The following is a 26,229-nucleotide window of genomic DNA, read 5'->3' as shown; positions in this document are numbered from 1 at the left end:
CCCCGTCGTCGAACGTAGGCCCAGGGTACGGACGTCGGCCCCTGAGCGGGGCGGTCGGTCGATAGGCTGGGGGGCATGTACGGATACGGGCAGCACGGGGACGGCGGCGCCGCCCAGCAGCAGTACGCACCGCCCCCGCAGGGGCAGTACCCCCCGCAGGCCGGCATGCCGGGCGGCGGGTACGGGCAGCAGCAGGCGCCGCTCTATCCCGAGCCGTCGCCGCCCTCCCTCGCCGACGCCGTCCGGGCCTTCACCACCGGCACCCTGGCGCCCGAGGACTTCCAGCAGGTCTTCGCGACCTCGAAGGTCTACTGCCCGCGCGGCGACAACCCCGGCTTCCTCGCCCTGCACAACACCCAGCAGCCCGTGATCCCGATGTTCACCACGCTGAAGGAGCTGCGGCGGTACGCGGGCAAGGAGTCCAAGTACTTCGTGATCACCGGCGCCGAGGTGATCGACCTGCTCCCGACCGGCTACGGCTTCGTCCTCGACATGGAGGGCGACCACCGGATCGTCTTCGACGCGAAGGCCGTGGAGCAGATGGTGGACTTCGCGATGCGACGAATGTACGGCTGACCTGCGGATATACGGCTGTACGGCTGACCTGCGGCTGTGCGGCCGAACACACGGCTGATTCCGCGGACGCACGGCTGATCCCGCGGACGCACGGGCCCGGCCGCGCACCTTCGCCGGGTGCGCGGCCGGGCCCTTGTCGTGGTGTTGCGGGGAGCGGGGCGGACGGAAGGGCGACGGCAGGTCCTAGGACTCGTCGTCCGCGACGTAGGCGTCGTACTGGGCGGCGCTGAGCAGCCCGCCGGGGAGCTTCCCGCCGGAGATCCTGATCCTGACCAGCCAGGCGTCGTACGGCTCGTCGTTGATCAGCTCCGGGGACTCGTCCAGTTCGGTGTTCCTCTCGGTCACCTCGCCGGCGACCGGCGCGTAGACCTCGCTGACGGACTTGACCGACTCCACCGTGCCGAAGGGATCGCCGGCGTCGAGCTTCCGGCCCGTCTCGGGCAGTTCCACGAACACGATGTCGCCGAGCTGCTTCTGGGCGTAGTGGGTGAGGCCGACGAGGACGGTCTCCCCGTCCACCCGCACCCATTCGTGGTCCTTCGTGTACTTCAGCTCGGCCGGGGTCGTCGCCATGGGAGCTCCTCGGGTCGTCGGCGGGCCGCGTGGTCGGCGGCGGGGACAGCCTGCCCGAGCGCCGGCGGGCGGCGGGGGCGACGCGGCCGCTCCCCTCGAATGGGGGAGCGGATTCCGGCCAAGGGAATGGAACGACTGGGAGAGCCGTTCCGGTAGCGAGAAGTTCAGCATTCAACTAAAGTGGTCGTACGAGGACAGGCCAGAAGGCCACCGAGCCCTCAGGCCGTACGAAGGAGGTCCCGCCATGCCCGCCGTGACTGTCGAGAACCCGCTCACCCTGCCGCGCGTCGTCGCCCCGGCCGACGCCGCCCCGCGCCCCGTGCTCGCCGTCACCACGGCCCCCCAGGGCTTCGAGGGCGAGGGCTTCCCGGTCCGCCGGGCGTTCGCGGGCATCAACTACCAGTACCTCGACCCGTTCATCATGATGGACCAGATGGGTGAGGTGGAGTACGCGCCGGGCGAGCCCAAGGGCACCCCCTGGCACCCCCACCGCGGCTTCGAGACCGTCACCTACATCGTCGACGGCACCTTCGACCACCAGGACTCCAACGGCGGCGGCGGCACCATCACCAACGGCGACACCCAGTGGATGACCGCCGGCTCCGGCCTCCTCCACATCGAGGCCCCGCCGGAGTCCCTCGTCGTCAGCGGCGGCCTCTTCCACGGCCTCCAGCTCTGGGTCAACCTGCCCGCCTCCGACAAGATGATGGCCCCCCGCTACCAGGACATCCGCGGCGGCCAGGTCCAGCTCCTCACCTCCCCGGACGGCGGCGCGCTGCTCCGCGTGATCGCCGGCGAGCTCGACGGGCACCAGGGCCCCGGCATCACCCACACCCCGATCACGATGATCCACGCCACCCTCCGCCCGGGCGCCGAGATCACCCTGCCCTGGCGCGAGGACTTCAACGGCCTCGCGTACGTCATGGCCGGCCGCGGCACCGTCGGCGCCGAGCACCGGCCGATCCACCTCGGCCAGACCGCGGTGTTCGGGCAGGGCGGCTCGCTGACCGTCCGCGCCGACGAGAAGCAGGACTCGCACACCCCCGACCTGGAGGTCGTCCTCCTCGGCGGGCAGCCCATCCGCGAGCCCATGGCCCACTACGGCCCCTTCGTCATGAACACCCAGGCCGAACTCCGCCAGGCCTTCGAGGACTTCCAGGCCGGCCGCCTCGGCACCGTCCCGGCCGTCCACGGCATGGGCGAGTAGACCGCCCCGCCCGCCCTCCCGCCCGACCTTCACGAGGACGGGCGGGAGGTCCGCACGGAGGTGACGGGCCGTCGCACGGACGGCCCGTCATGTCCGCGATCCGCACGTATGCGTGTGATCTTATGGACGGGTGGAGACGAGTCGAACGCCCCTGCTGCCCGAGCCCGCCCGCAAGCTCGGCGCCTGGTGCGCCGTCCTGCTCCTCGTGGCGGGCGTCGCCGCCGTCTTCATCTGGCTCTGCGTGGTCTTCAAGACCGCCGTGACCCCCGTGCTCCTCGCGATCCTCGGCACCGCCCTGCTGGGGCCGCTCTACCGGCGGCTGCTGCGGATGAAGGTCAGCAAGTCCCTCGCCGCCGCCGTCACCGTCGCCGCCGTCCTCGTGGTCGTCGGCGGCGCCGGCTACATCGTGGTCGCCGCCCTCATCGAGACCGGCGACCAGATCCTCGCCTCGCTCCGGCAGGCCGCCGTCGACATCGCCGAGCACTTCGGGGCGGCCGGGACCTCCCTGGAGGACCTGGCCAAGAACGCCCGGCAGCTCCTGGAGAAGTTCGGCGGGACGGCCGCCTCCGGAGTCATCTCCGGACTCAGCGTCGTCGGGCAGATGCTCGCCACCGCCGTCCTCGCCCTCCTCCTGATCTTCTTCTTCCTCCGGGACTCCGACAAGGCCGTCGGCGCCCTGCGCGCCTTCGTCCCGTCCGGCACCTCCGACACCGCCGAGGCCATGGCCCGCCGCGCCTTCGAGGCCGTCGAGGGGTTCATGCGCGGCACCACCCTCGTCGCCTTCGTCGACGCCGTCCTCATCGGCGTCGGCCTGCTCGTCCTCGACGTACCCGGCGCGGTCGGACTCGCCGCGCTCGTCTTCGTCACCGCCTACATCCCGTACCTCGGCGCCTTCCTCTCCGGCGCCGTCGCCGTCCTCGTCGCCCTCGCCGACCGGGGCTTCGTCATCGCCCTCTGGGTCCTCGGCATCGTCCTCGCCGTCCAGGTCATCGAGGGCAACGTCCTCCAGCCCATGGTCCAGAGCCGCACCGTCCAGATGCACCCCGCCGCCGTGATGCTGGCCATCACCGCCGGCGCCTCCGTCGCCGGCATCCTCGGCATGCTCCTCGCCGTCCCGCTCACCGCCGCCGCCACCGGCATCCTCGGCGAGCTCCGCGCCCGCTACGGCGCCCGCGCGGAACCCCAGGAGACCGCCTAGACCGGCGCCCCGCCCGGCTCGAAGGACCTCAGCATGGCCTCCAGGGCCGCCTGGTCCGGGCCCACGAACGGGTCGGCGTCCGGCGCCTGCGCCAGCGTCCCCAGCATCCGGTCCGTCATCCGCACGGCGGGCGGCAGATGGGTGCAGAGCACGATCTCCGGGGCCATCTCCCGCAGCGGCGCCAGACTCGCCCGGTACTTCTCCGGGTCCACCAGATGCACCCACGGGCTGTCGAGCGTCGCCCACAGCAACTGCGCGGCCCGCAGGTCCTCCGGCTTCAGGTCGCTCGCGTGCCCGCTCTCGGCCAGCTCGGCACTGGGCATCGGGGCGCCGAAGCAGTCCGAGCTGAAGCAGATCCGCGTCCGGTCGTCGTAGAAGCCGACGGTCGCCGGGTTGTCGAAGAGCGGCGGCCGGAAGGCGTGCAGGGTGCGGTCGCCGACGTCCAGCGACTGCCCCGGGTTGAGGAGGTACACCCGGTCCATCGGCAGCGCCCGCTCGGTCGTCATGATGCCGACGCCCAGGAAGGTGGTCACCACGCGCGCGCGTGGGGCGGCCTCCAGGAGGGCGAAGATCCCGCCCGTGTGGTCGCGGTCGGGGTGGGTGAGCCAGATCCAGCGCACGTCCTCCGGGTCCATCACCCCGCCGAGCGCGGCGACGAAGTCCCGGTCCTCGACCGACAGCCCGGTGTCGACGACGACGGGTTCGGCGGCCGTCAGCACGAAGGCGTTGGCCGGGATGTGCCCGACCCCGGGAGCCTCCAGGCTGTCGGCGATGACGGTGGTGTCGCTGCCGACCTTGTGGGTGTCCATGGCGCACTCCGTGGTCCCCCCGGCGGCCGTACGACACCAGTCTCCGCCGTACGGTCGCCCGCCGCGCGCCGGACGGGCCACGCCGCCGTACGGTGCCCACCGCGCCGGACGTACGGGGACGCCCCGCGTGCCGCACCCCGGCACGGCGCCCCTACGGGCAGCACCCCTCCGCCCCCGTCGGCTCCGTCAGCTCGAACCAGATCGTCTTGCCCTCGCCGCGCGGCTCCACGCCCCACGCCTCCGCCAGCATCTCCATCAGCACCAGACCGCGCCCGCTGGACGCCATCTCGCCCGGGTGGCGCTTGTGCGGCAGCTCGTCGCTGGCGTCCGAGACCTCCACCCGCAGCCGGCGGCCCTTCTCGCCGCAGGTGACCCCGGCGGTCAGCAGGGCGTCGCCGTCCGTGTGGACCAGCACGTTGGTGACCATCTCGGAGACCATCAGGACCGCCGAGTCGAGCTGGTCCCGGTCGGTCCAGTCGTGCAGCAGCTGCCGCACCTGCTCCCGCGCCTCCGCGATCCGCTCCGGCTCCGCCTGGGCGATCGTCATCAGCATGCGGCGCGGGGCCTCCCGTACCGTCGTCGCGGGCCGCCGGGAGAGCAGGAGGACGGCGATGTCGTCCTCGCGCCGGTCCGCGAGCGGGCCGGTGGTGTGGTGCGAACCGGGACCGTGGACGGCCTCCACGAGCGTGTCGGCCAGCTCCTCCAGGTCGTCGCCCCGGTGCTGTTCGAGCAGCTTCCTGACCCGATCCCAGCCGCTGTCGAGATCGTGCCCGCCGGTCTCCAGAAGCCCGTCGGTGCAGATCATGAGGGTCTCGCCGGGCTCCAGGGTGAGGCGGGTGGTGGGGTAGTCGGTGTCGGCGTCGATGCCCAGCGGCAGCCCGCCGGCCGTCGGCCTCAACAGCACCGTCCCGTCGGGCATCCGCACCGCCGGGTCCGGATGGCCCGCCCGCGCGATGTCCACCGTCCCCGACTCCAGGTCCACCTCCAGATACAGACAGGTCGCGAACCGCGGCCCGCCGCCCCGGCCCGCCCCGCCTTCCCCGTCCGCCCCGTCGCCGCCGTCGTCGCCGTCGTCGCCGTCGTTCACCCCGTACAGGAACCGCGAGGCCCGCGACAGGACCGCGTCCGGCCGGTGCCCCTCGGAGGCGTACGCCCGCAGCGCGATCCGCAGCTGCCCCATCAGCGCCGCAGCCCGCACGTCGTGCCCCTGCACGTCGCCGATGACCAGCGCGATCCGGCCCGCGCCGCCGCCCGTGCGGCCGGGCAGCCGGATCATGTCGTACCAGTCGCCGCCCACCTGGAGCCCGCCGCCGGTCGGCACGTACCGCGCCGCCACCTGGATCCCCGGGATCCCGGGGCCGAGCACCGGCATCATCGTCCGCTGGAGCCCCAGCGACAGCTCCCGCTCCGACTCCGCCACCCCGGCCCTGGCCAGCGCCTGCGCCAGCATCCGCGCCACCGTCGTCAGCACCGACCGCTCGTCCGGCGTGAAGGTCACCGGGTGCTTGAAGGCCGCCATCCAGGCGCCCATCGTCCGCCCCGCCACCACCAGCGGCACGAACGCCCACGAGTGCCGCTCGAAACGTTCCGCCAGCGGCCACGTCATCGGGAAGCGGCGCCGGTACTCCTCCGGCGACGGCAGATAGATCGCCCGCCCGGTCCGCACCACCTCCGCCGCCGGGTAGTCCGTCGCCAGCGACATCGACGTGAACGGGCCCTCGTCGCCGTCCCGCTGCCCGTGGTGCCCGATCACCGTCAGCCGCTCGCCCGACATCCCGAAGACCGCGAGCCCGTCCGGCGAGAAGCCCGGCATCGACAGCGAGGCCGCCACCCGCAGCACCTCCGCCGTCGACCGCGCCTCCGCCAGCGCCCGCCCCGCGTCCAGCAGGAACGCCTCCCGCGAGCGCCGCCAGTCGCCCGTGATCGGCGTGTGCGGCCCGGCCGTCCCCGGCTGCGGATCGGCCACCTCCTGGAGCGTGCCGACCAGCTGGTAGTCGCTTCCCTCGATCAGCGGCTTGGACCGGCTCCGTACCGTACGGACCACCCGGCCCTCGCCGTCCATGATCCGCAGCCGGGCCTCGGCGAGCGTGCCCTCGGCCACCGCCAGGTTCACCACGCCGTCGATCTCGTTCCAGTCCACCGGGTGGAAGCGGGACCGCACCGCCGCCTCGCTCAGCCGCACCGGCTCCGCGGGCAGCCCGAGCAGCCGGGCGGCCTCGGCGTCGAGCGAGACGGTCCCGGAAGCGTTGTCCCAGCGCCACAGGCCCGTGGCGATCGCGGCCAGGACGTCCTCGGTGCGCATTGCCCCACTTTATGAATATCGGACAGCGTGCCGCCACCGTGCCCCCACCGGGCACGACCGACAGTAACCGAATCGCGATCTTGGGTGTCCCGGTAGGCTGGGACCGCCCTGACCCTGCCCTGCGGCGCGGTCGGGATTCACACCACGATCCCGAAGACTGGATGAACGACGATGCATCGGTACAGGTCCCACACCTGCGGCGAGCTCCGCGCCTCTGACGTCGGCACCGACGTCCGGCTGAGCGGCTGGCTGCACAATCGGCGCGACCTGGGCGGCATCCTCTTCATCGATCTGCGCGACCACTACGGCATCACGCAGCTCGTCGCCCGCCCCGGCACCGACGCCTACGAGGCGCTCGACAAGCTGACGAAGGAGTCCGTCGTCCGCGTCGACGGCAAGGTCGTCTCGCGCGGCGCGGAGAACGTCAACCCCGAACTCCCCACCGGCGAGGTCGAGGTCGAGGTCGGCGCGGTCGAGGTCCTCGGCGCCGCCAAGCAGATCCCCTTCACCATCAACGCCGACGACGGCGTCAACGAGGAGCGGCGCCTGGAGTACCGCTTCCTCGACCTGCGCCGCGAGCGCATGCACCGCAACATCATGCTGCGCTCCGCCGTCATCGCCGCCATCCGCTCCAAGATGGTGGCCCTCGGCTTCAACGAGATGGCGACCCCGATCCTCACCGCGACCTCCCCCGAGGGCGCCCGTGACTTCGTCGTCCCGTCCCGCCTCAACCCGGGCAAGTTCTACGCGCTCCCGCAGGCCCCGCAGCAGTTCAAGCAGCTGTTCATGATCTCGGGCTTCGACCGCTACTTCCAGATCGCGCCCTGCTTCCGCGACGAGGACGCCCGCGCCGACCGCTCGCCGGGCGAGTTCTACCAGCTCGACGTCGAGATGAGCTTCGTCGAGCAGGAGGACGTCTTCCAGCCGATCGAGAAGCTCATGACCGAGCTCTTCGAGGAGTTCGGCGGCGGCCGCCACGTCACCTCCCCGTTCCCGCGGATCCCGTTCCGCGAGTCGATGCTCAAGTACGGCAACGACAAGCCGGACCTGCGGACCTCCCTCGAACTCGTCGACATCTCCGACGTGTTCGAGAACTCCGAGTTCAAGGCCTTCGCCGGCAAGCACGTCCGCGCGCTCGCCGTCCCGGACACCGGCGACCAGCCGCGCAAGTTCTTCGACGGCCTCGGCGACTTCGCGGTCTCCCTCGGCGCGAAGGGCCTGGCCTGGGTCCGCGTCGGCGAGGGCAACGCCCTCACCGGCCCGATCGCCAAGTTCCTCACCGAGGAGAACGTCAAGGTCCTCACCGAGCGCCTCGGCCTCGTCCCCGGCCACGCGATCTTCTTCGGCGCCGGCGAGTTCGACGAGGTCTCCAAGATCATGGGCCCGGTCCGGGTCGAGGCCGCCAAGCGCGCCGGCCAGTTCGAGGAGAACGTCTTCCGCTTCGCGTGGATCGTCGACTTCCCGATGTACGAGAAGGACGAGGAGACCGGCAAGATCGACTTCTCGCACAACCCCTTCTCCATGCCCCAGGGCGGCCTTGAGGCCCTGGAGACGAAGGACCCGCTGGACATCCTCGGCTGGCAGTACGACATCGTCTGCAACGGCATCGAGCTCTCCTCCGGCGCCATCCGGAACCACGAGCCCGACATCATGTTCAAGGCCTTCGAGATCGCCGGCTACGACCGCGCGACCGTCGAGACCGAGTTCGCCGGCATGCTCCGCGCCTTCCAGTACGGCGCCCCGCCGCACGGCGGCATCGCCCCCGGCGTCGACCGCATCGTCATGCTCCTCGCCGACGAGCCCAACATCCGCGAGACCATCGCGTTCCCGCTCAACGGCAACGCGCAGGACCTCATGATGGGCGCCCCCACGGAGCTCGACGAGACCCGCCTGCGCGAGCTGAACATCCAGCTCCGCAAGCCGGTCGAGAAGCCGTCCGCGAAGACGGACGACCGCCCGGTGACCGAGTCGGTCCACCCGGACGCGGCGCGCTGACCCTGACACGCACGAGAGGGCCCGGAACCGTACGCACGGTTCCGGGCCCTCTCGCGTGGTACGAATCCGGCGGCACGGCCGGCTCCGGCAGCTCCCGCGGCTCCGGTGTCCCGGAGCGCAGGCGTCTCACCCGTCGGCGGGCAGGATCCGGAACGCCGGCAGGCCCCGGGTGAGCGGTTCGATCGCGCGGAAGTCCCGCTGATCGAGAGTGAAGATCCGGTCGGTCCTGTACCGATCCGCGAGCACGACGCCCACGGCGTCCGCCAGATCCAGTCGGAGCCCCTCGTACTTCGCCCGGACCGCGTGCGCGGACAGCAGGTCGGCCAGGCGCAGCTCGGCGAGCTTGTACTGGCCGGCCTCGATCCTCGCGCTGAGCGCCTCCATGATCTGCATGGCGGCGGGGAATCCGAGATCCCGGTGCACCAGGTGATCCAGTTCCGTGATCACGAGGGGCGAGAGGGCGAACACCTCGCGGTCGAGGAGCGCCGCGGCGGCGGCGTGTTCCGGCTGCGCGGCGTCGAAGGCCGCATAGAGAGCGGACGTGTCCGCGATGATGATCAACGCCGGGCGTTCCGCTCTTTGATGTGCTCGTACACGGCGTCATCCATACCGGCCGCGGTCCGCGGACGTCCGCTGTCGAAGACGGGGAGCGCTCCACTGCTCTTCTGAGCCCGGGGCGAGGAGTCCAGGAGCAGAGCGATGGCCCGCCGGATGAGCTCCGCCTTGCTGACGCCGGTGGCCGCGGCCTCCGCGTCGAGGCGCAGCTCCAGTGCCTCCGGCAGATACACCGTCGTCTTTATCATGCCCTATATGGTACCACCCATGCCCGTTTCGTCCCCCTGTGCGCGAAGCGGCGGCGGCGGAGGCAGCGCGCTCGGGGTGGTCACGCCGACCGTCTTGTCCGCTGTGCGGGCTGGGGTGCGGTTTGACCCGTCGTTTCTCAGTCTGCTGGCCGGCGCGTCAGGCCGGCCGGTGGGGAGTCATCGGTACCAGTCCTCGCCGTCGCACCCGAGCGCGCTGCGGAGGTAGTGCTCCAGAGAGCCGGCCACCCAGAAGCGGTCGTCCGTCTCGTGGTCCCACACGAACACGTCGTCGCGCTCGGGGCTGCGAACGAAGGCGAACTGATCGCCGCCTCCGTTGTCGCCGAAGAACATCAGGGCGTCGAACGGCCGGTACAGCTCGCGGAACTCCTCCGAGTGACGGAACGCGAGGTTCGCGCTGAGAATCCCGTCGGCGGTCCAGACGGTCTCCGTTCCGTACTCTCCCTCGATTCCGTTGCTTTGAAGGAGGAGTTCGCGCAGCGACGCGGGGAGGGGCTGTCCGAGCTGCTGCTCGACGGCAGTCAGCTCGCCTTCGGTGACGGGGTCCCGGAGCTCGGCGTCCGAGAACTCCGACACGAGTTCGCGCCATGTCACAGGCGACCGCCACTGCCACGGTCACTGCCGTCCAACCGGGGCCGAGGCTCGGCGGCAGACTCCCACCGCACTTCCCCGTCGTGGATCTCCCCGGTCGGTACGAGCCCGGCGGCGCGGGCGACGGCGGCGGAGGCGGCGTGGTCGGGGTGCACGTGGGCGACGACGGTACGGACCCGGGGCCGCAGCCACCCGACGAGCGCGCGGGCGGCCTCGGAGGCGTAGCCCCGCCCCTGCCAGGCGCTGCCGACCACCCAGGCGACCTCGGCACCCTCGCCGGCCACGGTCGCCTGCACGGTCCCGACCAGCCGCCCGCCGTCCCGCTCCCGCACCACCCAGTTGCACCACGCGGTGTCAGGGTCCGGCGCCCCGGCCTCCCACCGCACGTACCGGGCCCGCAGCTCCTCCAGGCTCTCCGGCTCGCCCCCGATGAACGCGTGCAGCGCCGGATCCCCGAGCACCCCGGCCATCTCCTCGGCGTGCGAGACCTCCAGCGGCACCAACTCCAGCCGCCCGGCCTCGATCACCTCGACGACGACGTCCCCTCGCACCTTCTCGACTCCCCTCGTCCCACCTGTCACAGTTGCCGGACGGCGATTCAGTGGCCATCCCCTTCTTCCTCGTACGGTGGCCGTAGGGCGCACCTTCCGATGCACCCCGATTCCCCCTCCGGGTCGTATTCCACGCGGACCCGGAGCACCACCGTCGCTCCGGCGAGACGTCCCCGTCCTGCCCGTAACTGCGCAGACCTTCGACACCAGACCACGCCCACCTCCGGGATTCGTTCCCCGAGGCTCGGCGTTCCGGCCTGCGGAAGGGGAGGCGGGAGCCGTTGGGCCGGAGCGCCTAAACGGCCCTCAGCTGGCGGAATTCGTGGGCCGAGAGGGGGAACAGGGTGGAGAGGAGACCCGACCTCAGTTCTCCGTCGAGGCAAGAAGCGAGGAACTGGGTGCACGTGACGGGGAAATGCTCCCAGCGTTCGCCCCGGGCCTCGTTCACCATCACCGTCCATCCGTCCGGATCGACGCCTGGACGGGCGAGCCAGTAGAGGCACTCTCCGTTGTCCGTGGTGGCCCAGGGCAGAACCCGGGCCCCCTCGGTCTCGAGTTCCGCGGGCTTCTTCTCGACCTCCCACAGATATTCGAGGTCCTCTGCCTGGTTCCTCGCCCATGTGATGAGGTCATAGTGCTTGTTGGGGCACTCCGGCTCAAGGACGTAGAGGTAGTTGTCCCATTTGCTCCCACCGTAGACCGCGATGAATTCCTTGTAGTCGGAAGGGAGTTCGGACCCCAGCGCGGCCTCGAACGCATCCCAGTTCTTCGTTCGAGGCTCCTCGGGTGCCGGGGCGATGTCGAGCAGGCGAGAAATTCCGCTTGTCATGCCTGAGTCCCTTTCTGGGGTGTTGTGAATTCAATCCGTGTCGGGTTTTAGTTCGATTGCTGCATCCAGTCGTCCCTCGGCTGGTTCGGTATGAATGCGGTATTCGCCAGCTCGGTGACCCCGGTGGTTCTGTGTTGGGTGAACTGGAACCCGTTCGACCCGTAAGCCTCGACATATACGCCCGTGGGGATCTTATCACTGCCATTGTAGCGAGGGGTGACGCTGTACTGGATCGTTTCGCCGGCCTCGACCGCCTGCCTGATCTCTTTTTCGATGTGTCGCATGACGGGGGAATTCGCATAAGCGTGCATGGTGACGAAATTCTCCGGCATGTAGTTCGACCCGCCGAGCTGTGCGCCGAGGAGGTGGGCCCTGTTGTATCCCTTTTCCGACTCCCAGCCTGGAGGGTCGCCATGGGGGTCCGTGGGGTTCTTGCCCATCATGTCCTCGCCCAGAGTCGCGTGCATTCCTGTCGGACGTCTGTGTTCGTCCAGCGGATGGTAGACAACTCTGCCGTCCCACAGGGGGTCGTCGGGTTCGTTCGTCCTGCAAGGGGCAAGTCCGAGAGGATCGGCCCACAGGAGAGGGTTATGGACATATGTCGTCGGGTTCGGTGAAGGAGTGAGCCCCAGAGGGTCCTGGCTGAAGTAGCGGGCCGACTCCGGTTCGTAATAGCGGAAATAGTTGTAGTGGAGGCCCGACTCCGGGTCGAAGTACTGACCGGGAAAGCGAAGAGGCGTGTAGGTCGTGGCGGACTTGTTCCAAGTGGTCGTGCCCCAGATGGTGGTCCGGGTGCGCCAGGCCAGCTCGCCCGATTCATCGACCATTTCTGTCGGTGCGCCGATAAGATCGGTGACGATGGCGAAGAAGCGTTCTTCGTCCGTGTCTGTGCGGCGTTCCGTCTGCGACAAGGGGCGTGGGCCGTCGTAATTCCAGGTGAGTATGACGTTCGAGGCGGTTTGTTCGCAGAGAGTCGTGCCATCCCAAGCGAAATAGACGGTCTCGCGAGAGGACTGTTTGGATATTCGTCGACCCAGCGGATCGTAGGAGTACCGCCAGACAGTGCCGTCGGGTGTCGTCACCGACGTAAGCTGGTCCTCCGCGTTCCACGTATAGCGCCAACTGTCCGGTTTCTGGGAGACCCGGGTTCTCTGCCGGAGTACGACCCGTCCCTGAGAATCATGTCTGTAGCGGGTCGCACCCGCCAGAGAGAGGCGGGTGCCCTGATAGGTGCGGGCGCCCGCGGCTGACTGAGCTGGGTGAGCGGACGGCCAGTCCGCTTCCGTCTGGTTGCCTGCTTGGTCGTAGGCGTATCGTTCCGTCCACCCCTGCCCGTAGACAGCTGTGATGCGACCGGCGGGGTCTACATCGAAGTCACGACGACCGGAGAATGCATCGGCGAAGCCGATGAGGCCGCCCCCTGCCCCATAGGCGTACGAGCGCGTCTGGAGTCGGCCGGACCGAGACGTGACCTCCTGCCCCGTCAGCCGGTTCATGATGTCGTACGACGACGTCAGAGTGGCGAAGCCGCCCACCGTTCGTGCTGTTTCCCGGCCCAGCTCATCGAAGGAGAAGATCAGTTCGCGGCCCGAGGCGGTCAGTTTCGTCCTGCGGCCCGCCGCGTCGTACGTCCACTCGCTGACCGCGCCCGACGGCGTCGTACGCCTCGCCCTCCGGCTCAGCTCGTCGTACGTGTACGTGAGCGTCCGGCCGTTGACCGTCTCGGACTTCAGGCGGCCGTGACGGTCGCGGAGCCGTTCCAGGTGCGCGTCCGGGCTCGTCGCCTGCGCCAGTTCGTCGAAGACGTCGTACGCGAACGTCGTCGTCCCGACGCCCTCGACCTCCTTGCGGACGATCTGCCCCAGCGCGTTGCGCTCGAAGCGGATCGTTTCGCCGAGGCCGTTCACCCGGGAGGCCAGCCGGCCGGCCGCGTCGTACGCGTAGCCCAGCGTCCGGCCGTCGAAGTCCGTCTCGGCGATCTGCCGGCCCGCCGCGTCGTACGCGTACTCCCAGGTCAGGCCCAGTGGGTTCGTCACGCGCGTCAGGCGGAGGTCGGTGTCGTGGCTGAACTCGTGGCGGACGCCGTCCGGGTCCGTGCGGGAGGTGAGCAGGTCGAAGTCGGTGTACGTGAAGCGGGTCGTGCCGCCGAGCACGTCGGTGTGGGTGAGGCGGTTGCCCTCGCCGTCGTACGTCCACGACTCCGCCGTGCCGTCGGGGGCCACCCGGCGGGACGGGCGGCCCTCGACCGTCCACTCCAGGAGGCTCACGGCCCCGAGGGGGTCGGTGATCCGGACCGTACGGCCGAAGGCGTCGTGCGCGTATCGGGTCGTGGCGCCCAGGGGGTCGGTGACCTCGACCGGGAGGCCGCGGGCGTCCAGGACCAGGCGGGCGACGGCGCCCAGCGGGTCCGTCACCGACGTCAGGCGGCCGGCCGCGTCGTACGCGAACTCCGTGCGGGCCCCGGAGGGCGTGGTCACGGACGTGCGGTTGCCGCGCGCGTCGAAGGTCTGCTGGGTGACGGTGCCGTCGGTCGCGGTGATCCGCGTCGGCATGCCGGCGGGGTCGTACTCCATCCGGACCCGCCGCCCGTCCGGGCGCTCTGCCAGGACCGGGCGGCCCTCGCCGTCGTACTCCACGCGGCTGACGTGGCCGAGCGGGTCCGTCCGCGACAGCAGGCGGTTGCGGCGGTCGTAGGTGAAGCGGGTGACCCCGCCCAGGGGGTCGATCTCGGCGACGACCTGGGACCGGTCGTTGATCAGATGGCGCTCGGTGCGGCCGCTGCCGGTCGTGAGCGTGGTCGTGCGGAGTCCCGTCGCCGGGTCCACGTCGTCCCACGTGAAGGTCGTCTCCAGGTGCCCGTTGGCGCCCGACTGGTAGGTGCAGCGGTCCTGGTCGTCGTAGACGTAGTCGAAGCGGCTGCCGTTGGTGTCCGTCCACGCGGTGATCCGGCCGTGCTCGTCGCAGTCGAAGCGCAGGGGACGGCCGGAGGAGTTCGTGACCGAGGTGAGGTGGCCCGCTGTGTAGCCGTACCGCAGGATCTCCTGGTCGGAGCCGTCCGCGGCGGCCCCGGCCAGGTGCAGGGCGGTGATCCTGCCCTCGGCGGTCGTCAGCTTCAGGTGGTAGCCGCCGTGGTGGACGACCGAGACGGGCGCACCCGTCTCGTCGTGCTCGAAGGCGATCCAGTTGCCGTTGCGGTCGTCGATCTGGGCCAGCAGCGCGAGCTCGTCGCCGTGGTCGGCGAAGTGCAGGACCCGGCCGCTGCCGGGGTCGGTGATCGTGTAGCCGTCCTGGACCCGGTCCAGCGGCCACGGCCGGCCGTGGGCGGGCAGGACCGGCACCCCGGGGGCGGGATGGGGGTAGGCGAGGAGGCTGCCCTCGTCACAGCTGAAGACCACGCCCTCCGAGTCGATCTCCAGCCGCTGGTCCACGGTGCTCGACCACGCCGGGCCGAACCACCGCCCGGATCGGCGGGACGAGTCGAAGGTGCGCCGGAAGACGAGAGGGAGCGTGCCGGGCAGGGCGATGTCCGTCTGCGGCAGCAGCATCCGGCCGGTCGCGATGTCGATCGGGTCCTGCTTGCAGACGGTCTCGCTGCACTTCTTGCCGTTGCTCTCGGGGTTCTTCTCCAGGTCGGTGCGGCCGCCGTCCGGCTTCCCGCCGGGCGGGCGCTTGGCGTCGAGGCCGGCGCGCAGGCCGCCGCGGGCGAGCCCGGCGCCCTTGGTGCCGAGCAGCTCCGGTATGAGGCGGCCGAGCCCCTCCGAGGGGTCCTCCTTGAACCCCTCCCAGGCGTTCTTCAGTGCCCGGTCCGGGTTGGCCACCGTGGAGACCAGGCCGGCGAGCGTCATGTTGACGTTCTTGTAGTACTCCGCCGGGTGGGTCAGGTTGTACGGGTCGACGGGGTTGAGGGCGCGGACGAAGTTGACCAGGCCCGCCGAGCCCTTGATGATGCCGCCGCCGAGGTGGGTCAGCTCGACGCCGGTGCCCGCTCCGAGGTCCAGCAGTTCCAGCTTGGCCTTCTCCAGGCCCTTCGGTTCCTGCGGCGCGTGGGCGAGCGCGGCGCGGACGGCGGTCGCCGCCGTCTCACCGGCTTCGTTGCGCGCCGTCCGGGCGTTGTTCAGGAGCTCCTTGGCCCGCTGGCGTTTCGCCTTGCCCGGGTCGGAGAACGGATCGGGGCGGGGCAGCGGGCTGTCGCCCTCCCGGGCCGCGTTGTACGCGTCGACCTTCTGGTTGTAGCTGTCGACGGCCTTCTTGGAGTCCTGGTCGCCCTCCTTGTGGAGGGCGATCGCCTCGCGGGCCTTGGACTGCGCGCTGACGACCGCCTTCGCGTACGTCTCCAGGGCCTTGGCCGCGTTCTCCATCGCGTCCGCCGCGTGCAGCCAGTCCGTCGGCAGCGTCTGGAACTTCGACCGGAACGTGTCGGCCGCCTCGCCCTTCCACTGGGCGGCGTCCAGCTTCTTCATGCCGCCGCCGACGAGGTCGAAGGCCCGCTGGAAGTCCCGCAGGTTCTTCACCGTCGCGGTGATGGTCTCCGGCTTGCCGTGGATCAGCTCGTTCGCTTCCTCGGTCTGCCCGAGCTGTGCCTCACCGACCTGGGCGCCGAGCGAGGAGGCGGTCTCGTCGCCCCAGTCCTCGACCGCGTCCGCCCAGTCCTCGGCCCCGACCTTGTTCAGCGCCTGACCGGCCTTGTCGGTGACGTAGTCGACGCCCTCGCCGAGGAGTTCGCCTCCCTTGTCGACGACACGGTCCCAGCCGTCGACGAGTCCGTCGCCCAGCCCACGCAGGTCCACCATCAGCGGCTCTCCCCCCAGCGCGGCTCCTCGGCCTGGTCGATCGTGGCCTGGTCGGGGTCGAAGTCCTCCCTGGCGCGTTCGTCGAGACGGTCGCGGAGTTCGCTGTCGAGGAGACCGGAGCGCTCCATGGAGTCCATCTGCGAGTCGAGCACGTCGTAACCGGTGTTCTTCCAGGTCTGCTTGACCTCGTCGTGGGCCGCGCTGAAGGACTCGGGGCTCCAGTCGGCGCCGTCGGTGGCGTGCTGGTCGCGGATGGTCTCCCACTTCATCTGCTTGACCTCGTCCTCGGACAGGTGAGGGTTGCCGTTGAGCGAGTTGACGCCGATCTTGATGGTGTCCTTGACGTAACGGTCCTGCTCGGCGAACGAGCCGGCGGACAGGCCCACCCCCTGCGCGAACGCGTTGCCCCGCAGGGTCAGCCCGCGCACGCCCCACTCCCACCGCTCGCAGAACGTCTCCAGGGCGGAGGTGAGGCCCCCGTGGCCCAGCTCCACGCCGGTCAGGGCGAGATCGGAGAATCCCCGGCCCATCGTCGCCGAGCCGATCATGCCGAGCTCCTTCAGCTCCGCATGGGCCAGGTCGATGCCCTTCGCTATCGCCGCCAGCGCCTCGGGCGGCGCTGCCAGATCAGGCTCGGTCCCGCTCATCGTTCCCCCGTTCCGAGATTCCCCTGCCGTGGGATTCCCCTGCTGCCGCTGCTGCCCCGGCTGCCTCTGCTGCCGTTGTTGGTTCGGTTGGCTCTGCCGTGAGATCGACCGCCACGTCGTCCGGCACGATCCCCGCGACCGGCGGGAAGACCATCCCGCCGGCGCTGCCGGCGTCCAGCGCCACGCCGCCCGGACCGGGCAGCATCGGGACCATCGCGTCGAGCAGTCGGGCGCCCAGGACGGCCCGGTACGACCACTCGCGGCCGGCCTCTCCGCGCGCCTCGGCGAACCGGGCGAGGGCTTCCTCGTCCGAGAAGGCGCAGATCCACCGGACGCCGTTGAAGTCCGCCGTCCACAGGCTCCCGTGCTCGTCGAGGGGCACGAGGACCGCGGTCCGCCGGAATTCACCGAGCAAACGGGCAAACTCACGTCGTGCCGCGGCGACGGAGTCGACTGCGGCGTCTGCCGTGACGCCTTCAGTGACGTCGTTCGTGAGGGCTCGCGGTGGTGGTGCGGGTGGTCCGGAGTCCGTCAGATCGGATATTCCGGATCGCGGCTGAGGCTCACTGTTCTTCTCCCCGTTGTCACTCACCTGGACATGCTGTCATGCCGGTCTTTTCGTCAGCAACGAGAGGGGAGTTGGCCGCGGTGGGGGGAGAGGGCGGGGATGGTGTCGGGGTTGCCGCAGGTCGGGCAGGGGGTGGAGTCGGGGGCTCGGAAGCAGATGTCGCAGGGTTCGCAGTAGTGGAGGGGGTGGGGGCGAGCGGGGCCGGGAGTCGGGGGTGGGGCGGTGAGTGGGGGCGCTGGGGGGAGGTGAGTGGCCAGGCGGTGGGCCAGGAGGGCGGCGGGATGGTGGAGGGGGGTGGGGAGGTCGTTGGTCAGGGCGTGGCGGATGGTCTCCGGTGAGGCGCCGCGTTCGAGCCAGGCGGCCACGCCGGGGGTGAGGTAGTCGGCGTCGGCCTCCGAGCAGTACAGGCGGGGGTCCGTCTCGCGCAGTCCGATGAGGACGTGGAGGGCGGAGCGGAGGAGTTCGCGGGCCGGGAAGCCGGGGCGGGGGACGGGAGGGAGGGGGCGGCGGGGTGGTGGTGCGGGCCGCGAGGTCGGGGGCGGGGTGGGCTCCGAGCCTGGCGACGAGGGGGCCGGGTCCGGGTCCGGCGGCGGGGTGGGCCTGCTGCGTCGGGCCGGCCTCTCTGCCCCTGGAGCCCGGTTCTGGCCCGGGCGGTGACAGAAGACCGTGTGCGTCGCGACGCGGCCGTCGGGGGTGCGGATGACCGTACGGCGCAGGTAGCCGTGGGCTTCCAGGGCGTTCAGGGCCTTCGCGACGGTCGTCCTGCCGAGGTCGAGCTCGGTCGAGAGGGTCTTGATGTCCACGGGGGTGCCCTCGGGCAGCGACGCGATGTAGGCGCCGACGCCGATCGCGACGCCGTCCAGCCCCTTGTGCTGGAGCAGAGCGTTGTCGAGGACCGTGAAGTTGCGGGTGAGGCGGGTCCGCTCGTGGCACACACCGCCGGAAGTACGCCGGGAAGAGTGGTTCTTGGGCTGTGAGCGGGACGCGGGGCGCGGCCGCCGACTAGGCTGTCGGGTATCCATCGGGAAGGTTTGAGCTTCCTTGTTGGTAGGCCCTCGCACTGGGACTGCAATCCCGGCGGGGGCCGACGCATTTCTGCGAACGGTTGGTATGGCGCTGACACTAGACCAACCAACCCACCCCGAAACGCCATCAGTTGGCATATTCACTCTCGTGGGTGACCGCGCTCCCACGCCCGCGCGAGGGTGGGTGGGTGGGAGTTCTTTCCCCCGGTTCTTTGTCTTTTTGCCGCCCGCTCCGGCGGCGTCCGGCTCACCGGAGCCCGGTCGGTCGGGCTCCGGTGGGGCGGGAGAACATCACAGGTCAGAAGGGTGATCGAGTTCCGCCCACACCGTCTTGCGGGGTACGGGTCCCGGCGCGATGCCCCAGCGATCCGCCAGCTCCTCCACCAGCAACAGGCCGCGTCCCGAATGGGCTTCGGGGAGGTCGCTCCCTCGTGTGTCGCTGACCTCGATCCGTAGCACCCCGGGGAGTGCGGCGAGCGCGAGACGGAAGTCCCGGCCGGCGACCCTGCCGTGCGTCACCGCGTTCGCCGTCAGCTCGGCGATGATCTGCGCGGCGGCCTCGGTGACGTCGTAAGGGATGTCCTGGCGGGGGCGCAGCCACTCGACCGCCAGGAGTCTGGCGAGCCGCGCGCCTCGCGGAGTCGAGGAGAGCTGGATGTCGAACTGCACTTCGGGGGCGGCCAGTTGGAGGGCTGCTTTCTCTCGGTTCACATCACCGAGCGTGGCCGCGTGCGGCTAGCGTGAACAGTCACTCCGCCGATACGTAGGGTGACTGTCCGGGGCTTGTCCACTGCTGTCCGGTCTGTCGGGGACCCCGTGGCGGGTAGGGGGTTGCGGCCACACAGGACATGCGGAGGGGTGCGGGATGTCGGCTGAGGACAGCGGTTGGGAAGTCGATCCGGACGACGAGTGGGGTGTCGCCGTCGTCGCCACGGTGGGTCGCCAACTGCGCTTGCGGCGTGAATCGGTGGGCATGAGCGCCGCCGAGTTCGGGGATGCGCTCGGCTACGGCGAGGACCTCGTCTACAAGATCGAGGGCGGGAAGCGGATCCCTCGCCCCGAGTACCTGGACAAGGCGGACGGGGTGCTGCGGGCGGATGGGCTGCTGTCGGCGATGAAGGACGACGTCGCGAAGGTCCGGTACCCGAAGAAGGTGCGTGCCTTGGCGCAGATGGAGGGCAAGGCGGTGGAGATCGGCGTCTACGAGTGCAACCTCGTCCCCGGGTTGCTCCAGACGCCGGAGCACGCCCGAGCCGCGATCGAGGCGGCTCAGCCTCCCTATTCGCAGGGCGACGTGGATCGTATGGTCGCTGCCCGCTTGTCTCGGCAATCCGTCTTCGAGCGAGATCCCGCGCCTGCCCTGAGTTTCGTGCTGGAGGAGGGGCCTCTGCGGCGACCCCTCGGAGGCACCCCGGTGTGGCGAAGGCAGCTCGAACGTCTGGTGGAGGTGGGCCGCATGCGCCAGGTGACGCTCCAGGTGATGCCGACGCAGCGGGAGATCCACTCCGGGCTGGACGGCCGGATCGAGCTGCTGAAGTTCGCGGACGGGACGGCGGTGGGGCGCTCCGAGGGTGCGTTCAACGGCCGTACGGTTTCCGACCCGAAGCAGATCCGCATCCTTGAGCTGCAGTATGGGACCATCCGAGCGCAGGCACTTCCGCCAGGGGAGTCGCTGGCCCTCATCGAGCAACTGCTGGGAGAGACATGATCCGCAACACCCCTGCTGGGGGCGCCTCGGAGCTGGCCTGGTTCAAGAGCAGCTACAGCGGCGGCAACAACGGTGAGTCGTGCGTCGAGGTCGCCACCACCCCCGCCGCCGTCCGCGTCCGGGACTCCAAGGACACCGGCCTGCCCCAGCTCGTCCTCTCGTCGGCGGCGTGGGCCGGGTTCGTCGGGTTCGCGCGCGGTGACGGCTGACTCGGAACCCGTCGGGTTTCAGCGGGCGTGGTCCTTCAGGAACGCGCCCGCCAGGGCCGCCGCCTCCTCTTTCGTTGAGGCGGCGGCCCTGTCGTTTCTGGTGCCGTCGGCCGCCGTGGCCGTCCACGTCCAGGTGTCGGCGGAGGGGGAGAGCTCCGCGTGGCCGCCGAAGAGGGCGAGAGTGGTGGTGCCGGGGGTCGGGCGGGACACCGCGTCCGGCCATTTCTTGCGGGCGCCCTGGCGGGTGATGCCCCAGACGGCGCCCAGCTGCTCGTAGCTCGCGCCGTACGAACCGGCCGTGCCGGCGGCGACGGCGGTGAGGCGCTTGACCTCCTGGTCGACCACCTTCCAGGCGGCGAGGACGGAGAGCGCGATGTCCACCGGCTCGCCCCGCCACATGTGCTCTTCGGGCTGCCCGGTCGTGTGGGCGCGGAGGGCGGCGGCGAGGGGGTTCAGGGCCTCGTGGAGCGCCGATTCGAGGCTGGTCAGTTCTTCCGCTGGAAGCTGCTCCGAGAACGTCATGTGACAACTGTAGTTTACCGACCGGAGTCTTGGGAACTCTTGTTTACATGAATCGTGAGTTCGACTTCCTCGCCTTCGGTGTCACACCCTCGCCGTCCGCTCCGTCACTCCGGTGTACGGCTCCTCACGGGGGCCACGACCGGAGGAGTCCCGATGTCCACCACCGCCACCGTCGTCACCGCCGTCGCCGCGTTCATGGCGGCTTTCTCGGGCGCCTCGGTGCTCTTCCGGGCGAAGTTCGTCGTGGAGCCGCTCGCTGCCTACGGCGTGCCGCGGGCGTGGTGGAACGGGCTCGGGGTGCTCAAGCTGGCGGGGGCCGCGGGGCTCGTCGCGGGGTTCTGGGTGCCGGTGGTCGGGACCCTGGCGGCGGTCGGCCTGGTGGTGTACTTCGCGGGCGCGGTGATCACCGTCGTACGGGCGAAGGCGTACGGGCACGTGCCCTTCCCGCTGATCTACATGGCGCCCGCCGCGGCCGCGCTGGTCCTGGTCCGCTGACGGCGAAGGCCGCCGGCCCGGGCGGGGCGGCGGCCTTCGCGGCGATCGGAGTCGTCCGCGGCGGGCGTGACGGGGTCAGAGCCAGCCGCGCTGAGCCGCTTTGAGGCCCGCCTCGAAGCGGCTCGTCGCGTCGAGGCGTTCCATCAGGGCGGCCATCTGGCGGCGTACGGTCCGCAGGGAGACGCCGAGGCGCTTGCCCGCGGCCTCGTCCGTCATGCCGGAGGCCAGCAGTTTCAGCAGGGCGCTCTCGGCGGGGGAGAGGCCGTCAGTGGCGTCGTGGCCGGCGCGTCGGTCGGCGCCGAGCGGGACGGCCATCTCCCAGGTCTGCTCGAAGAGGGCGAGGAGGGGCGTGACGATGCCGGGGGCGCTGGTGCAGAGCGCGCCGAGCCGGGTGTTGGCCGGGTCGATGGGGACGACGGCGACCCGGCGGTCGAAGACGAGCATCCGCGGAGGGGTCTCCGGGCAGGTGCGGATCTGCCCGCCGTTCTCGGTGTGCCAGCGGGCGTAGGCGAAGGTCGCCGGGTCGTTGCGGGCGCTGTCCTGGTAGATCGTCCGAAGGGCCACCCCTCGGGCGAGGGCGCGCTCGTCCAGAGGGCGGGCCGCGGCGAGGCTGGCCGGGGACTGGGCGCCGCCGGGTTCGATGGAGCAGCACTCCTTGGTGAGATCCCGGGCGAGGCTCTCCAGGCGGGACTGGATGGCGTCGAGGCCGACGAGCCGTTCGGCGCCGTCGAGGCCGGTGTCGGGCCGGTCGGCGGCGTAGGCGGCGACCGTACGGGCCACCGCCTCCTTGCTGCGGGCCAGTTCCTGCTGGCGCCGCAGGAGTTCGGCCTCCTGGCGGCGCAGGATGGAGTCGAAGCCGGTCTCCGGGCTGACCGCGCGGAGCATGCCGGGCGCGTCCCGCGAGGGTCGCAGCAGCTCCAGGTCGACCAGGTCGTCCAGGCATTCGCGAACTCGGCACTCCGTGATGCCGAGCCGCTCGGCCAGCCGGACGACGCCGACCGCTTCGCCGGCCAGTCCGCAGTTCAGCAGGCTCTGGTAGACCGCTTCCTGGTCCGGTCCGAGTCCCAGCAGCTCAAGGCCGTAAGTGTCCTGCATGATCGCCCACCCCCCAGTGGCACCACCCCGATGGGACCCATTTTAGAACGCGTTCGGTTCGGGCCGGCCATCCCCCGGATGAAGCGAACCTCCGGGCGGCCGAGCGCGTCACCTTGATGCCATGTCATGGCCACCCGGCGGGAGCCGGGGTGCGGCACCTTGGTGCCAGGCACTTAGGTGACGCAGGGAATCCCTTCACCCGAGGGGGGCGGGCGAACAGGATGGTGTCACCGAAAGGGAGGCGCCCGGAGCAGACCGGACCGGCCTCCCCGAGGAGTCGGTCCGCTTCGATTCCGCGCCGTCCGTGGTGCTCCGCTCGAGAGGAAACCCCGTGTTCACGTCCGTCCGCCGCTCCCTCGCCACTGCCGCCCTCGCCCTCGCCCTCGCCGGCTTCGCCACCGGGGAGACGATCGGCTGGGACGCCGTTCCGGCGGGCGTGGGCGTCGCGGCTCCCGCCGACACCATCGGTTGGGACTCGACCCCGGCGGGCGGGACGCCGCTCGCGGCCTCCTCGGACACCATCGGCTGGGACTGACCGGATCCGGCCGTCCCCTGACCGTTCTTCCTCCCCCCCCTCGACGTCGTTCCGAGAGTCCTCCCATGCGCATGGTCTGTGTCCTGCTGAAGGGACCCGAGGGTGGCCCCCGCCGCGCCGCGCTCCCCAGCCTGATCCACGACCTGCTCTGGGCACACGCCGTCCCCGCCGACGGTCTGGAACACGTCCGGAGCCGCCAACTACCCGACGGCCTGGACGTCGTCCTCTTCCTGAACGCATCCTCTGACGAGGCCGCCATCCGGTCCGCCGAGGTACTGCTGGAACGCGTGCGGGAGCCGTTCGCCCGGCACGGTCTCACCGGCGGCATCGCCCGCTAGGTCCCGCCGGGGCCCGTCGGTGCCGTAAGGGCGCGGGGCGGTCTCCGGGTTCTCCGCGGCCTTCCGGTCGTCCTCACGCCTCCTCCTTCTCCGACTCCCTTTCCCGTCGGGGTGCACGCCACCCCGTTTTCTGTCATGCCCACTTCAGGCATGCTCGTCCTCGCGCCCCAGGAGCCCTGATGAACACCCGTGCCCGCGTCCTCTCCCTCACCTCCGCGGCCGCCCTCGCCGCCGTCGTCCTCGGCGTCACCACCCCCGCCCAGGCCGCAGCCCCGGCCGGCCTCGCCGCCACGACGGCGGTCGCCGCGGTCGCGGCCGACTCCTCGGTCGGCGGCTCGATCACCCGCGACGAGGTCATCCAGCGCGCCAAGCACTGGCTCGGCAAGTCCATCCCGTACAACCAGGGCGCCACGTACCCGGACTCAGACGGCAAGAACTACCGCACCGACTGCTCCGGTTACGTCTCGATGGCCTGGCACCTGACCACCAGCCTCAGTACCCGGACGCTCGAGGACAGCGCGGACACCTACGAGATACCGCGCAGCGACCTCAAGCCCGGAGACATCCTCAACAGCTACTACGACCACGTCTTCCTCTTCGACAAGTGGGAGGACGCCGCCAAGACCAAGTTCTCCTACTACTCCTTCGGTTCGACGCCGGTGAAGCACGTCACGGGCGTCTCCATCAACGCGGCCACCTGGGACAGCCACCCGAACGGCGACTACAAGGCGCTCCGGTACAAGCGGATCGTGGACGCACCCGTCGACAAGGGCATGACCAACGTGACCGCCGTGGGGGACCTCACCGGCGACGGAGTCACCGACATCATCGCCGTCGAGTCCGCGACCGGGGACCTCTACCGCTACAGCGGCCCCGGCTACGTCGGCATGGCCGCCCGCACCAAGATCGGCAACGGCTGGAACACCATGTCCACCATCGTCGGCACCGGGGACGTGACGGGCGACGGCGTCGCCGACGTCATCGCCGTCGAGAAGGCCACCGGAGACCTCTACCGCTACCCCGGTCCGAACTACAACGGCGGCGCCCGCGTGAAGATCGGCTCCAACTGGGACGCGATGACCAACATCACCGGCGTCGGCGACCTCACCGGCGACGGGGTGCCGGAGATCATCGCGGTCGAGAAGTCGAACGGCAACCTCTACCGCTACTCCGGCCCCAACTACGTCGGCGGCGGCCGCGTCCAGATCGGCAACGCCTGGAACTCGATGTCGACCCTCGTCGGCGTCGGCGACCTCACCGGTGACGGCGTCGCGGAGATCATCGCGGTCGAGAAGTCCACCGGCAACCTCTACCGCTACTCCGGCCCGAACTACAACGGCGGCACCAAGGTCCAGATCGGCACCAACTGGGACGCGATGACCAACATCACCGGCGTCGGCGACATCACGGGCGACGGGGTGCCGGACCTCATCGCCGTCCGCTCCGACACGCAGAAGCTCTACCGCTACTCGGGCCCGTCCTTCAACGGCGGCTCGGCCGTCGAGATCGGCTCCGGCTGGTAGACCGCGAGCCCCACCCCGCGCCCCACCCCACCCCGCGCCCCGGCCGGCGGCCCCGCGCCGCCGGCCCCGCCCGTCGCACCCCTTCCCGCCCGCCTCCCCTCCCGTACGGGCCTTCCCGTACCGCCCGCAGAGGAACTCCATGAGCACCCGCAAGCACCGCCCGTCCCCGCGTACGGCCCTGGCCGCGCTCCCGCTCGCCGCCCTCGCCCTCGGGCTGCTCGCCGCCCCGCCCGCCTCTGCGGCCTCCGTCGCCACCTGGGACGAGGTCGCCCGGTGCGAGTCCGGCGGCAACTGGTCCATCAACACCGGCAACGGCTACTACGGCGGCCTGCAGTTCCTGAAGTCCACCTGGGACGCCTTCGGCGGCGGCGCGTACGCCGCGTACCCCCACCAGGCGACCAAGGAGCAGCAGATCCGGATCGGCGAGAAGGTCCTCGCCACCCAGGGCGAGGGTGCCTGGCCCACCTGCGGGCCCAGGGCCGGACTCGGCTCCGACCCGGCCGATCCGTACCCCGCCGAACCGGCCGCCCCGCAGACGAAGATGGCCCACCTCACCTCCGTGGGGGACCTGAGTGGCGACGGCGTCCCCGACATCGTCGCCGTCGAGGTCAAGACCGGCGACCTCTACCGGTACGACGGTCCCGGCTACGTCGGCATGGGCGGGCGGACCAAGCTCGGCTACGGCTGGAACGGCATGAGCGACCTCGTCGCCGTCGGCGACCAGACCGGCGACGGCAAGGCCGACATCCTCGCCGTCGAGAAGGCGACCGGCGACCTGTACCGCTACTCCGGCCCGACCTACAAGGGCGGGTCCCGGGTCAAGGTCGGCTCCAACTGGGACGCGATGACCAACGTCAACGGCGTCGGCGACCAGACCGGCGACGGCGTCCCCGACCTCGTCGCCGTCGAGAAGGCCACCGGCGACCTGTACCGCTACGCGGGCCCGAACTTCACCGGCGGCACCGCCCGCGTGAAGATCGGCGTCGCCTGGAACTCGATGTCCGTCCTCGCCCCGGTGGGCGACCTCACCGGCGACGGCGTCACCGACGTCCTCGCGGTCGAGAAGGCGACCGGCGACCTGTACCGCTACTCCGGCCCGAACTACAACGGCGGCTCCCGCGTGAAGATCGGCGTCAACTGGGACGCCATGTCGAACATCACCGGCGTCGGCGACGTCACCGGGGACGGCGTCCCGGACCTCCTCGCCGTCGAGACCGCGACCGGCAACCTCTACCGCTACGCCGGCCCCCTCTACAACGGCGGCTCCCGCACGCAGATCGGCGCCAGCTGGTGACCGGGCGCCCCGCCCCCACCCTTCCGAC

General features: G+C 70.7%; 26 protein-coding genes. 11 read left to right on the top strand and 15 right to left on the bottom strand.

Features of this window, described 5'->3' with window-relative positions:
• Positions 1-75: 75 nt before the first annotated feature.
• A complete protein-coding gene (locus ACFYT9_RS03975; protein ID WP_376605389.1) occupies positions 76-576 on the top strand; it encodes an SseB family protein in 501 nt (166 codons plus the stop codon).
• A gap of 183 nt (positions 577-759) precedes the next feature.
• On the opposite strand, the gene gcvH is transcribed toward ACFYT9_RS03975, so the two are convergent.
• A complete protein-coding gene (gene gcvH / locus ACFYT9_RS03970) occupies positions 760-1,149 on the bottom strand; it encodes a glycine cleavage system protein GcvH (RefSeq protein WP_387278933.1) in 390 nt (129 codons plus the stop codon).
• A gap of 244 nt (positions 1,150-1,393) precedes the next feature.
• Between gcvH and ACFYT9_RS03965 the strand changes: the two genes are divergently transcribed.
• The gene (locus ACFYT9_RS03965) at positions 1,394-2,356 is read left to right on the top strand and encodes a pirin family protein (RefSeq protein WP_376606078.1); all 963 of its coding nucleotides are present in this window, start codon (positions 1,394-1,396) and stop codon (positions 2,354-2,356) included.
• A gap of 130 nt (positions 2,357-2,486) precedes the next feature.
• On the top strand, positions 2,487-3,554 hold the full coding sequence (locus ACFYT9_RS03960) for an AI-2E family transporter (protein WP_376603558.1): 1,068 nt from the start codon (positions 2,487-2,489) through the stop codon (positions 3,552-3,554).
• Here the strand turns inward: ACFYT9_RS03960 and ACFYT9_RS03955 are convergent.
• Together ACFYT9_RS03955 and ACFYT9_RS03950 are read right to left on the bottom strand one after the other, a co-directional pair.
• Positions 3,551-4,363: an MBL fold metallo-hydrolase gene (locus ACFYT9_RS03955; RefSeq protein WP_389160793.1), complete on the bottom strand. Its 813-nt coding sequence runs from the start codon at positions 4,361-4,363 to the stop codon at positions 3,551-3,553. The two genes, ACFYT9_RS03960 and ACFYT9_RS03955, sit on opposite strands and share 4 nt — an antisense overlap.
• A gap of 151 nt (positions 4,364-4,514) precedes the next feature.
• Positions 4,515-6,665, bottom strand: coding sequence for a SpoIIE family protein phosphatase (locus ACFYT9_RS03950; protein WP_389160791.1), 2,151 nt, complete (start codon positions 6,663-6,665; stop codon positions 4,515-4,517).
• Positions 6,666-6,836: 171 nt separating this feature from the next.
• On the opposite strand from ACFYT9_RS03950, the gene aspS reads away from it, so the two are divergent.
• Positions 6,837-8,660 carry an aspartate--tRNA ligase gene (gene aspS, locus ACFYT9_RS03945; RefSeq protein WP_389160789.1) on the top strand — a complete coding sequence of 608 codons (1,824 nt, stop codon included), beginning with the start codon at positions 6,837-6,839 and terminating at the stop codon, positions 8,658-8,660.
• 126 nt (positions 8,661-8,786) lie between these two features.
• Here the strand turns inward: aspS and ACFYT9_RS03940 are convergent, their stop codons facing one another.
• The 10 genes from ACFYT9_RS03940 to ACFYT9_RS03895 form a co-directional block, all read right to left on the bottom strand.
• Positions 8,787-9,221, bottom strand: coding sequence for a PIN domain-containing protein (locus ACFYT9_RS03940; RefSeq protein ID WP_376602006.1), 435 nt, complete (start codon positions 9,219-9,221; stop codon positions 8,787-8,789).
• On the bottom strand, positions 9,218-9,463 hold the full coding sequence (locus ACFYT9_RS03935) for a ribbon-helix-helix protein, CopG family (RefSeq protein ID WP_376602007.1): 246 nt from the start codon (positions 9,461-9,463) through the stop codon (positions 9,218-9,220). Before ACFYT9_RS03935 ends, ACFYT9_RS03940 begins: the two co-directional genes overlap by 4 nt.
• A gap of 177 nt (positions 9,464-9,640) precedes the next feature.
• Positions 9,641-10,057, bottom strand: coding sequence for an SMI1/KNR4 family protein (locus ACFYT9_RS03930; protein WP_389160787.1), 417 nt, complete (start codon positions 10,055-10,057; stop codon positions 9,641-9,643).
• A gap of 14 nt (positions 10,058-10,071) precedes the next feature.
• Complete coding sequence (locus ACFYT9_RS03925; RefSeq protein WP_389160785.1) at positions 10,072-10,623, bottom strand: GNAT family N-acetyltransferase; 552 nt, start codon at positions 10,621-10,623, stop codon at positions 10,072-10,074.
• Between the two features lie 295 nt (positions 10,624-10,918).
• Positions 10,919-11,452: an SMI1/KNR4 family protein gene (locus ACFYT9_RS03920; RefSeq protein ID WP_389160783.1), complete on the bottom strand. Its 534-nt coding sequence runs from the start codon at positions 11,450-11,452 to the stop codon at positions 10,919-10,921.
• 47 nt (positions 11,453-11,499) lie between these two features.
• Positions 11,500-16,242 (bottom strand): putative T7SS-secreted protein, encoded by a 4,743-nt coding sequence (locus ACFYT9_RS03915; RefSeq protein WP_389160781.1) that lies wholly within the window; start codon positions 16,240-16,242, stop codon positions 11,500-11,502.
• Complete coding sequence (locus ACFYT9_RS03910) at positions 16,242-16,889, bottom strand: hypothetical protein (RefSeq protein WP_389160779.1); 648 nt, start codon at positions 16,887-16,889, stop codon at positions 16,242-16,244. Before ACFYT9_RS03910 ends, ACFYT9_RS03915 begins: the two co-directional genes overlap by 1 nt.
• Entirely contained in the window at positions 16,870-17,481 is a 612-nt protein-coding gene (locus ACFYT9_RS03905) for an SseB family protein (RefSeq protein WP_389160778.1), read from the bottom strand. Before ACFYT9_RS03905 ends, ACFYT9_RS03910 begins: the two co-directional genes overlap by 20 nt.
• 29 nt (positions 17,482-17,510) lie before the next feature.
• Positions 17,511-18,392, bottom strand: coding sequence for a helix-turn-helix domain-containing protein (locus tag ACFYT9_RS03900; protein WP_389160777.1), 882 nt, complete (start codon positions 18,390-18,392; stop codon positions 17,511-17,513).
• Between the two features lie 381 nt (positions 18,393-18,773).
• A complete protein-coding gene (locus tag ACFYT9_RS03895) occupies positions 18,774-19,193 on the bottom strand; it encodes an ATP-binding protein (RefSeq protein ID WP_389160775.1) in 420 nt (139 codons plus the stop codon).
• A 154-nt stretch (positions 19,194-19,347) separates the two neighbouring features.
• Between ACFYT9_RS03895 and ACFYT9_RS03890 the strand changes: the two genes are divergently transcribed.
• The gene (locus ACFYT9_RS03890) at positions 19,348-20,190 is read left to right on the top strand and encodes a helix-turn-helix domain-containing protein (protein WP_389160773.1); all 843 of its coding nucleotides are present in this window, start codon (positions 19,348-19,350) and stop codon (positions 20,188-20,190) included.
• Positions 20,187-20,399, top strand: coding sequence for a DUF397 domain-containing protein (locus tag ACFYT9_RS03885; RefSeq protein ID WP_389160771.1), 213 nt, complete (start codon positions 20,187-20,189; stop codon positions 20,397-20,399). Before ACFYT9_RS03890 ends, ACFYT9_RS03885 begins: the two co-directional genes overlap by 4 nt.
• 18 nt (positions 20,400-20,417) lie before the next feature.
• Here the strand turns inward: ACFYT9_RS03885 and ACFYT9_RS03880 are convergent, their stop codons facing one another.
• On the bottom strand, positions 20,418-20,921 hold the full coding sequence (locus tag ACFYT9_RS03880; protein WP_389160769.1) for a hypothetical protein: 504 nt from the start codon (positions 20,919-20,921) through the stop codon (positions 20,418-20,420).
• Positions 20,922-21,074: 153 nt separating this feature from the next.
• Here ACFYT9_RS03880 and ACFYT9_RS03875 point away from each other — a divergent pair, with 153 nt between their 5' ends.
• Positions 21,075-21,416: a DoxX family protein gene (locus ACFYT9_RS03875; protein WP_389160767.1), complete on the top strand. Its 342-nt coding sequence runs from the start codon at positions 21,075-21,077 to the stop codon at positions 21,414-21,416.
• Between the two features lie 75 nt (positions 21,417-21,491).
• Here the strand turns inward: ACFYT9_RS03875 and ACFYT9_RS03870 are convergent, their stop codons facing one another.
• A complete protein-coding gene (locus ACFYT9_RS03870; protein ID WP_389160765.1) occupies positions 21,492-22,511 on the bottom strand; it encodes a LuxR C-terminal-related transcriptional regulator in 1,020 nt (339 codons plus the stop codon).
• A 331-nt stretch (positions 22,512-22,842) separates the two neighbouring features.
• Between ACFYT9_RS03870 and ACFYT9_RS03865 the strand changes: the two genes are divergently transcribed.
• The 4 genes from ACFYT9_RS03865 (at position 22,843) to ACFYT9_RS03850 (ending at position 26,201) form a co-directional block, all read left to right on the top strand.
• Positions 22,843-23,046 carry a hypothetical protein gene (locus tag ACFYT9_RS03865; protein ID WP_389160763.1) on the top strand — a complete coding sequence of 68 codons (204 nt, stop codon included), beginning with the start codon at positions 22,843-22,845 and terminating at the stop codon, positions 23,044-23,046.
• 65 nt (positions 23,047-23,111) lie between these two features.
• Positions 23,112-23,384: a hypothetical protein gene (locus tag ACFYT9_RS03860; protein ID WP_387278964.1), complete on the top strand. Its 273-nt coding sequence runs from the start codon at positions 23,112-23,114 to the stop codon at positions 23,382-23,384.
• Positions 23,385-23,563: 179 nt separating this feature from the next.
• Positions 23,564-24,907, top strand: a complete 1,344-nt coding sequence (locus tag ACFYT9_RS03855) for an FG-GAP-like repeat-containing protein (RefSeq protein ID WP_389160761.1) — start codon at positions 23,564-23,566, stop codon at positions 24,905-24,907.
• Positions 24,908-25,046: 139 nt separating this feature from the next.
• The gene (locus tag ACFYT9_RS03850) at positions 25,047-26,201 is read left to right on the top strand and encodes a transglycosylase family protein (RefSeq protein WP_389160759.1); all 1,155 of its coding nucleotides are present in this window, start codon (positions 25,047-25,049) and stop codon (positions 26,199-26,201) included.
• The last annotated feature ends 28 nt before the right edge of the window (positions 26,202-26,229 follow it).

The sequence above is a fragment of the Streptomyces sp. NPDC004435 genome (genome assembly GCF_042873895.1).
Taxonomy (GTDB): Bacteria; Actinomycetota; Actinomycetes; order Streptomycetales; family Streptomycetaceae; genus Streptomyces.
This window is presented reverse-complemented; position numbering and strand designations above follow the sequence as displayed.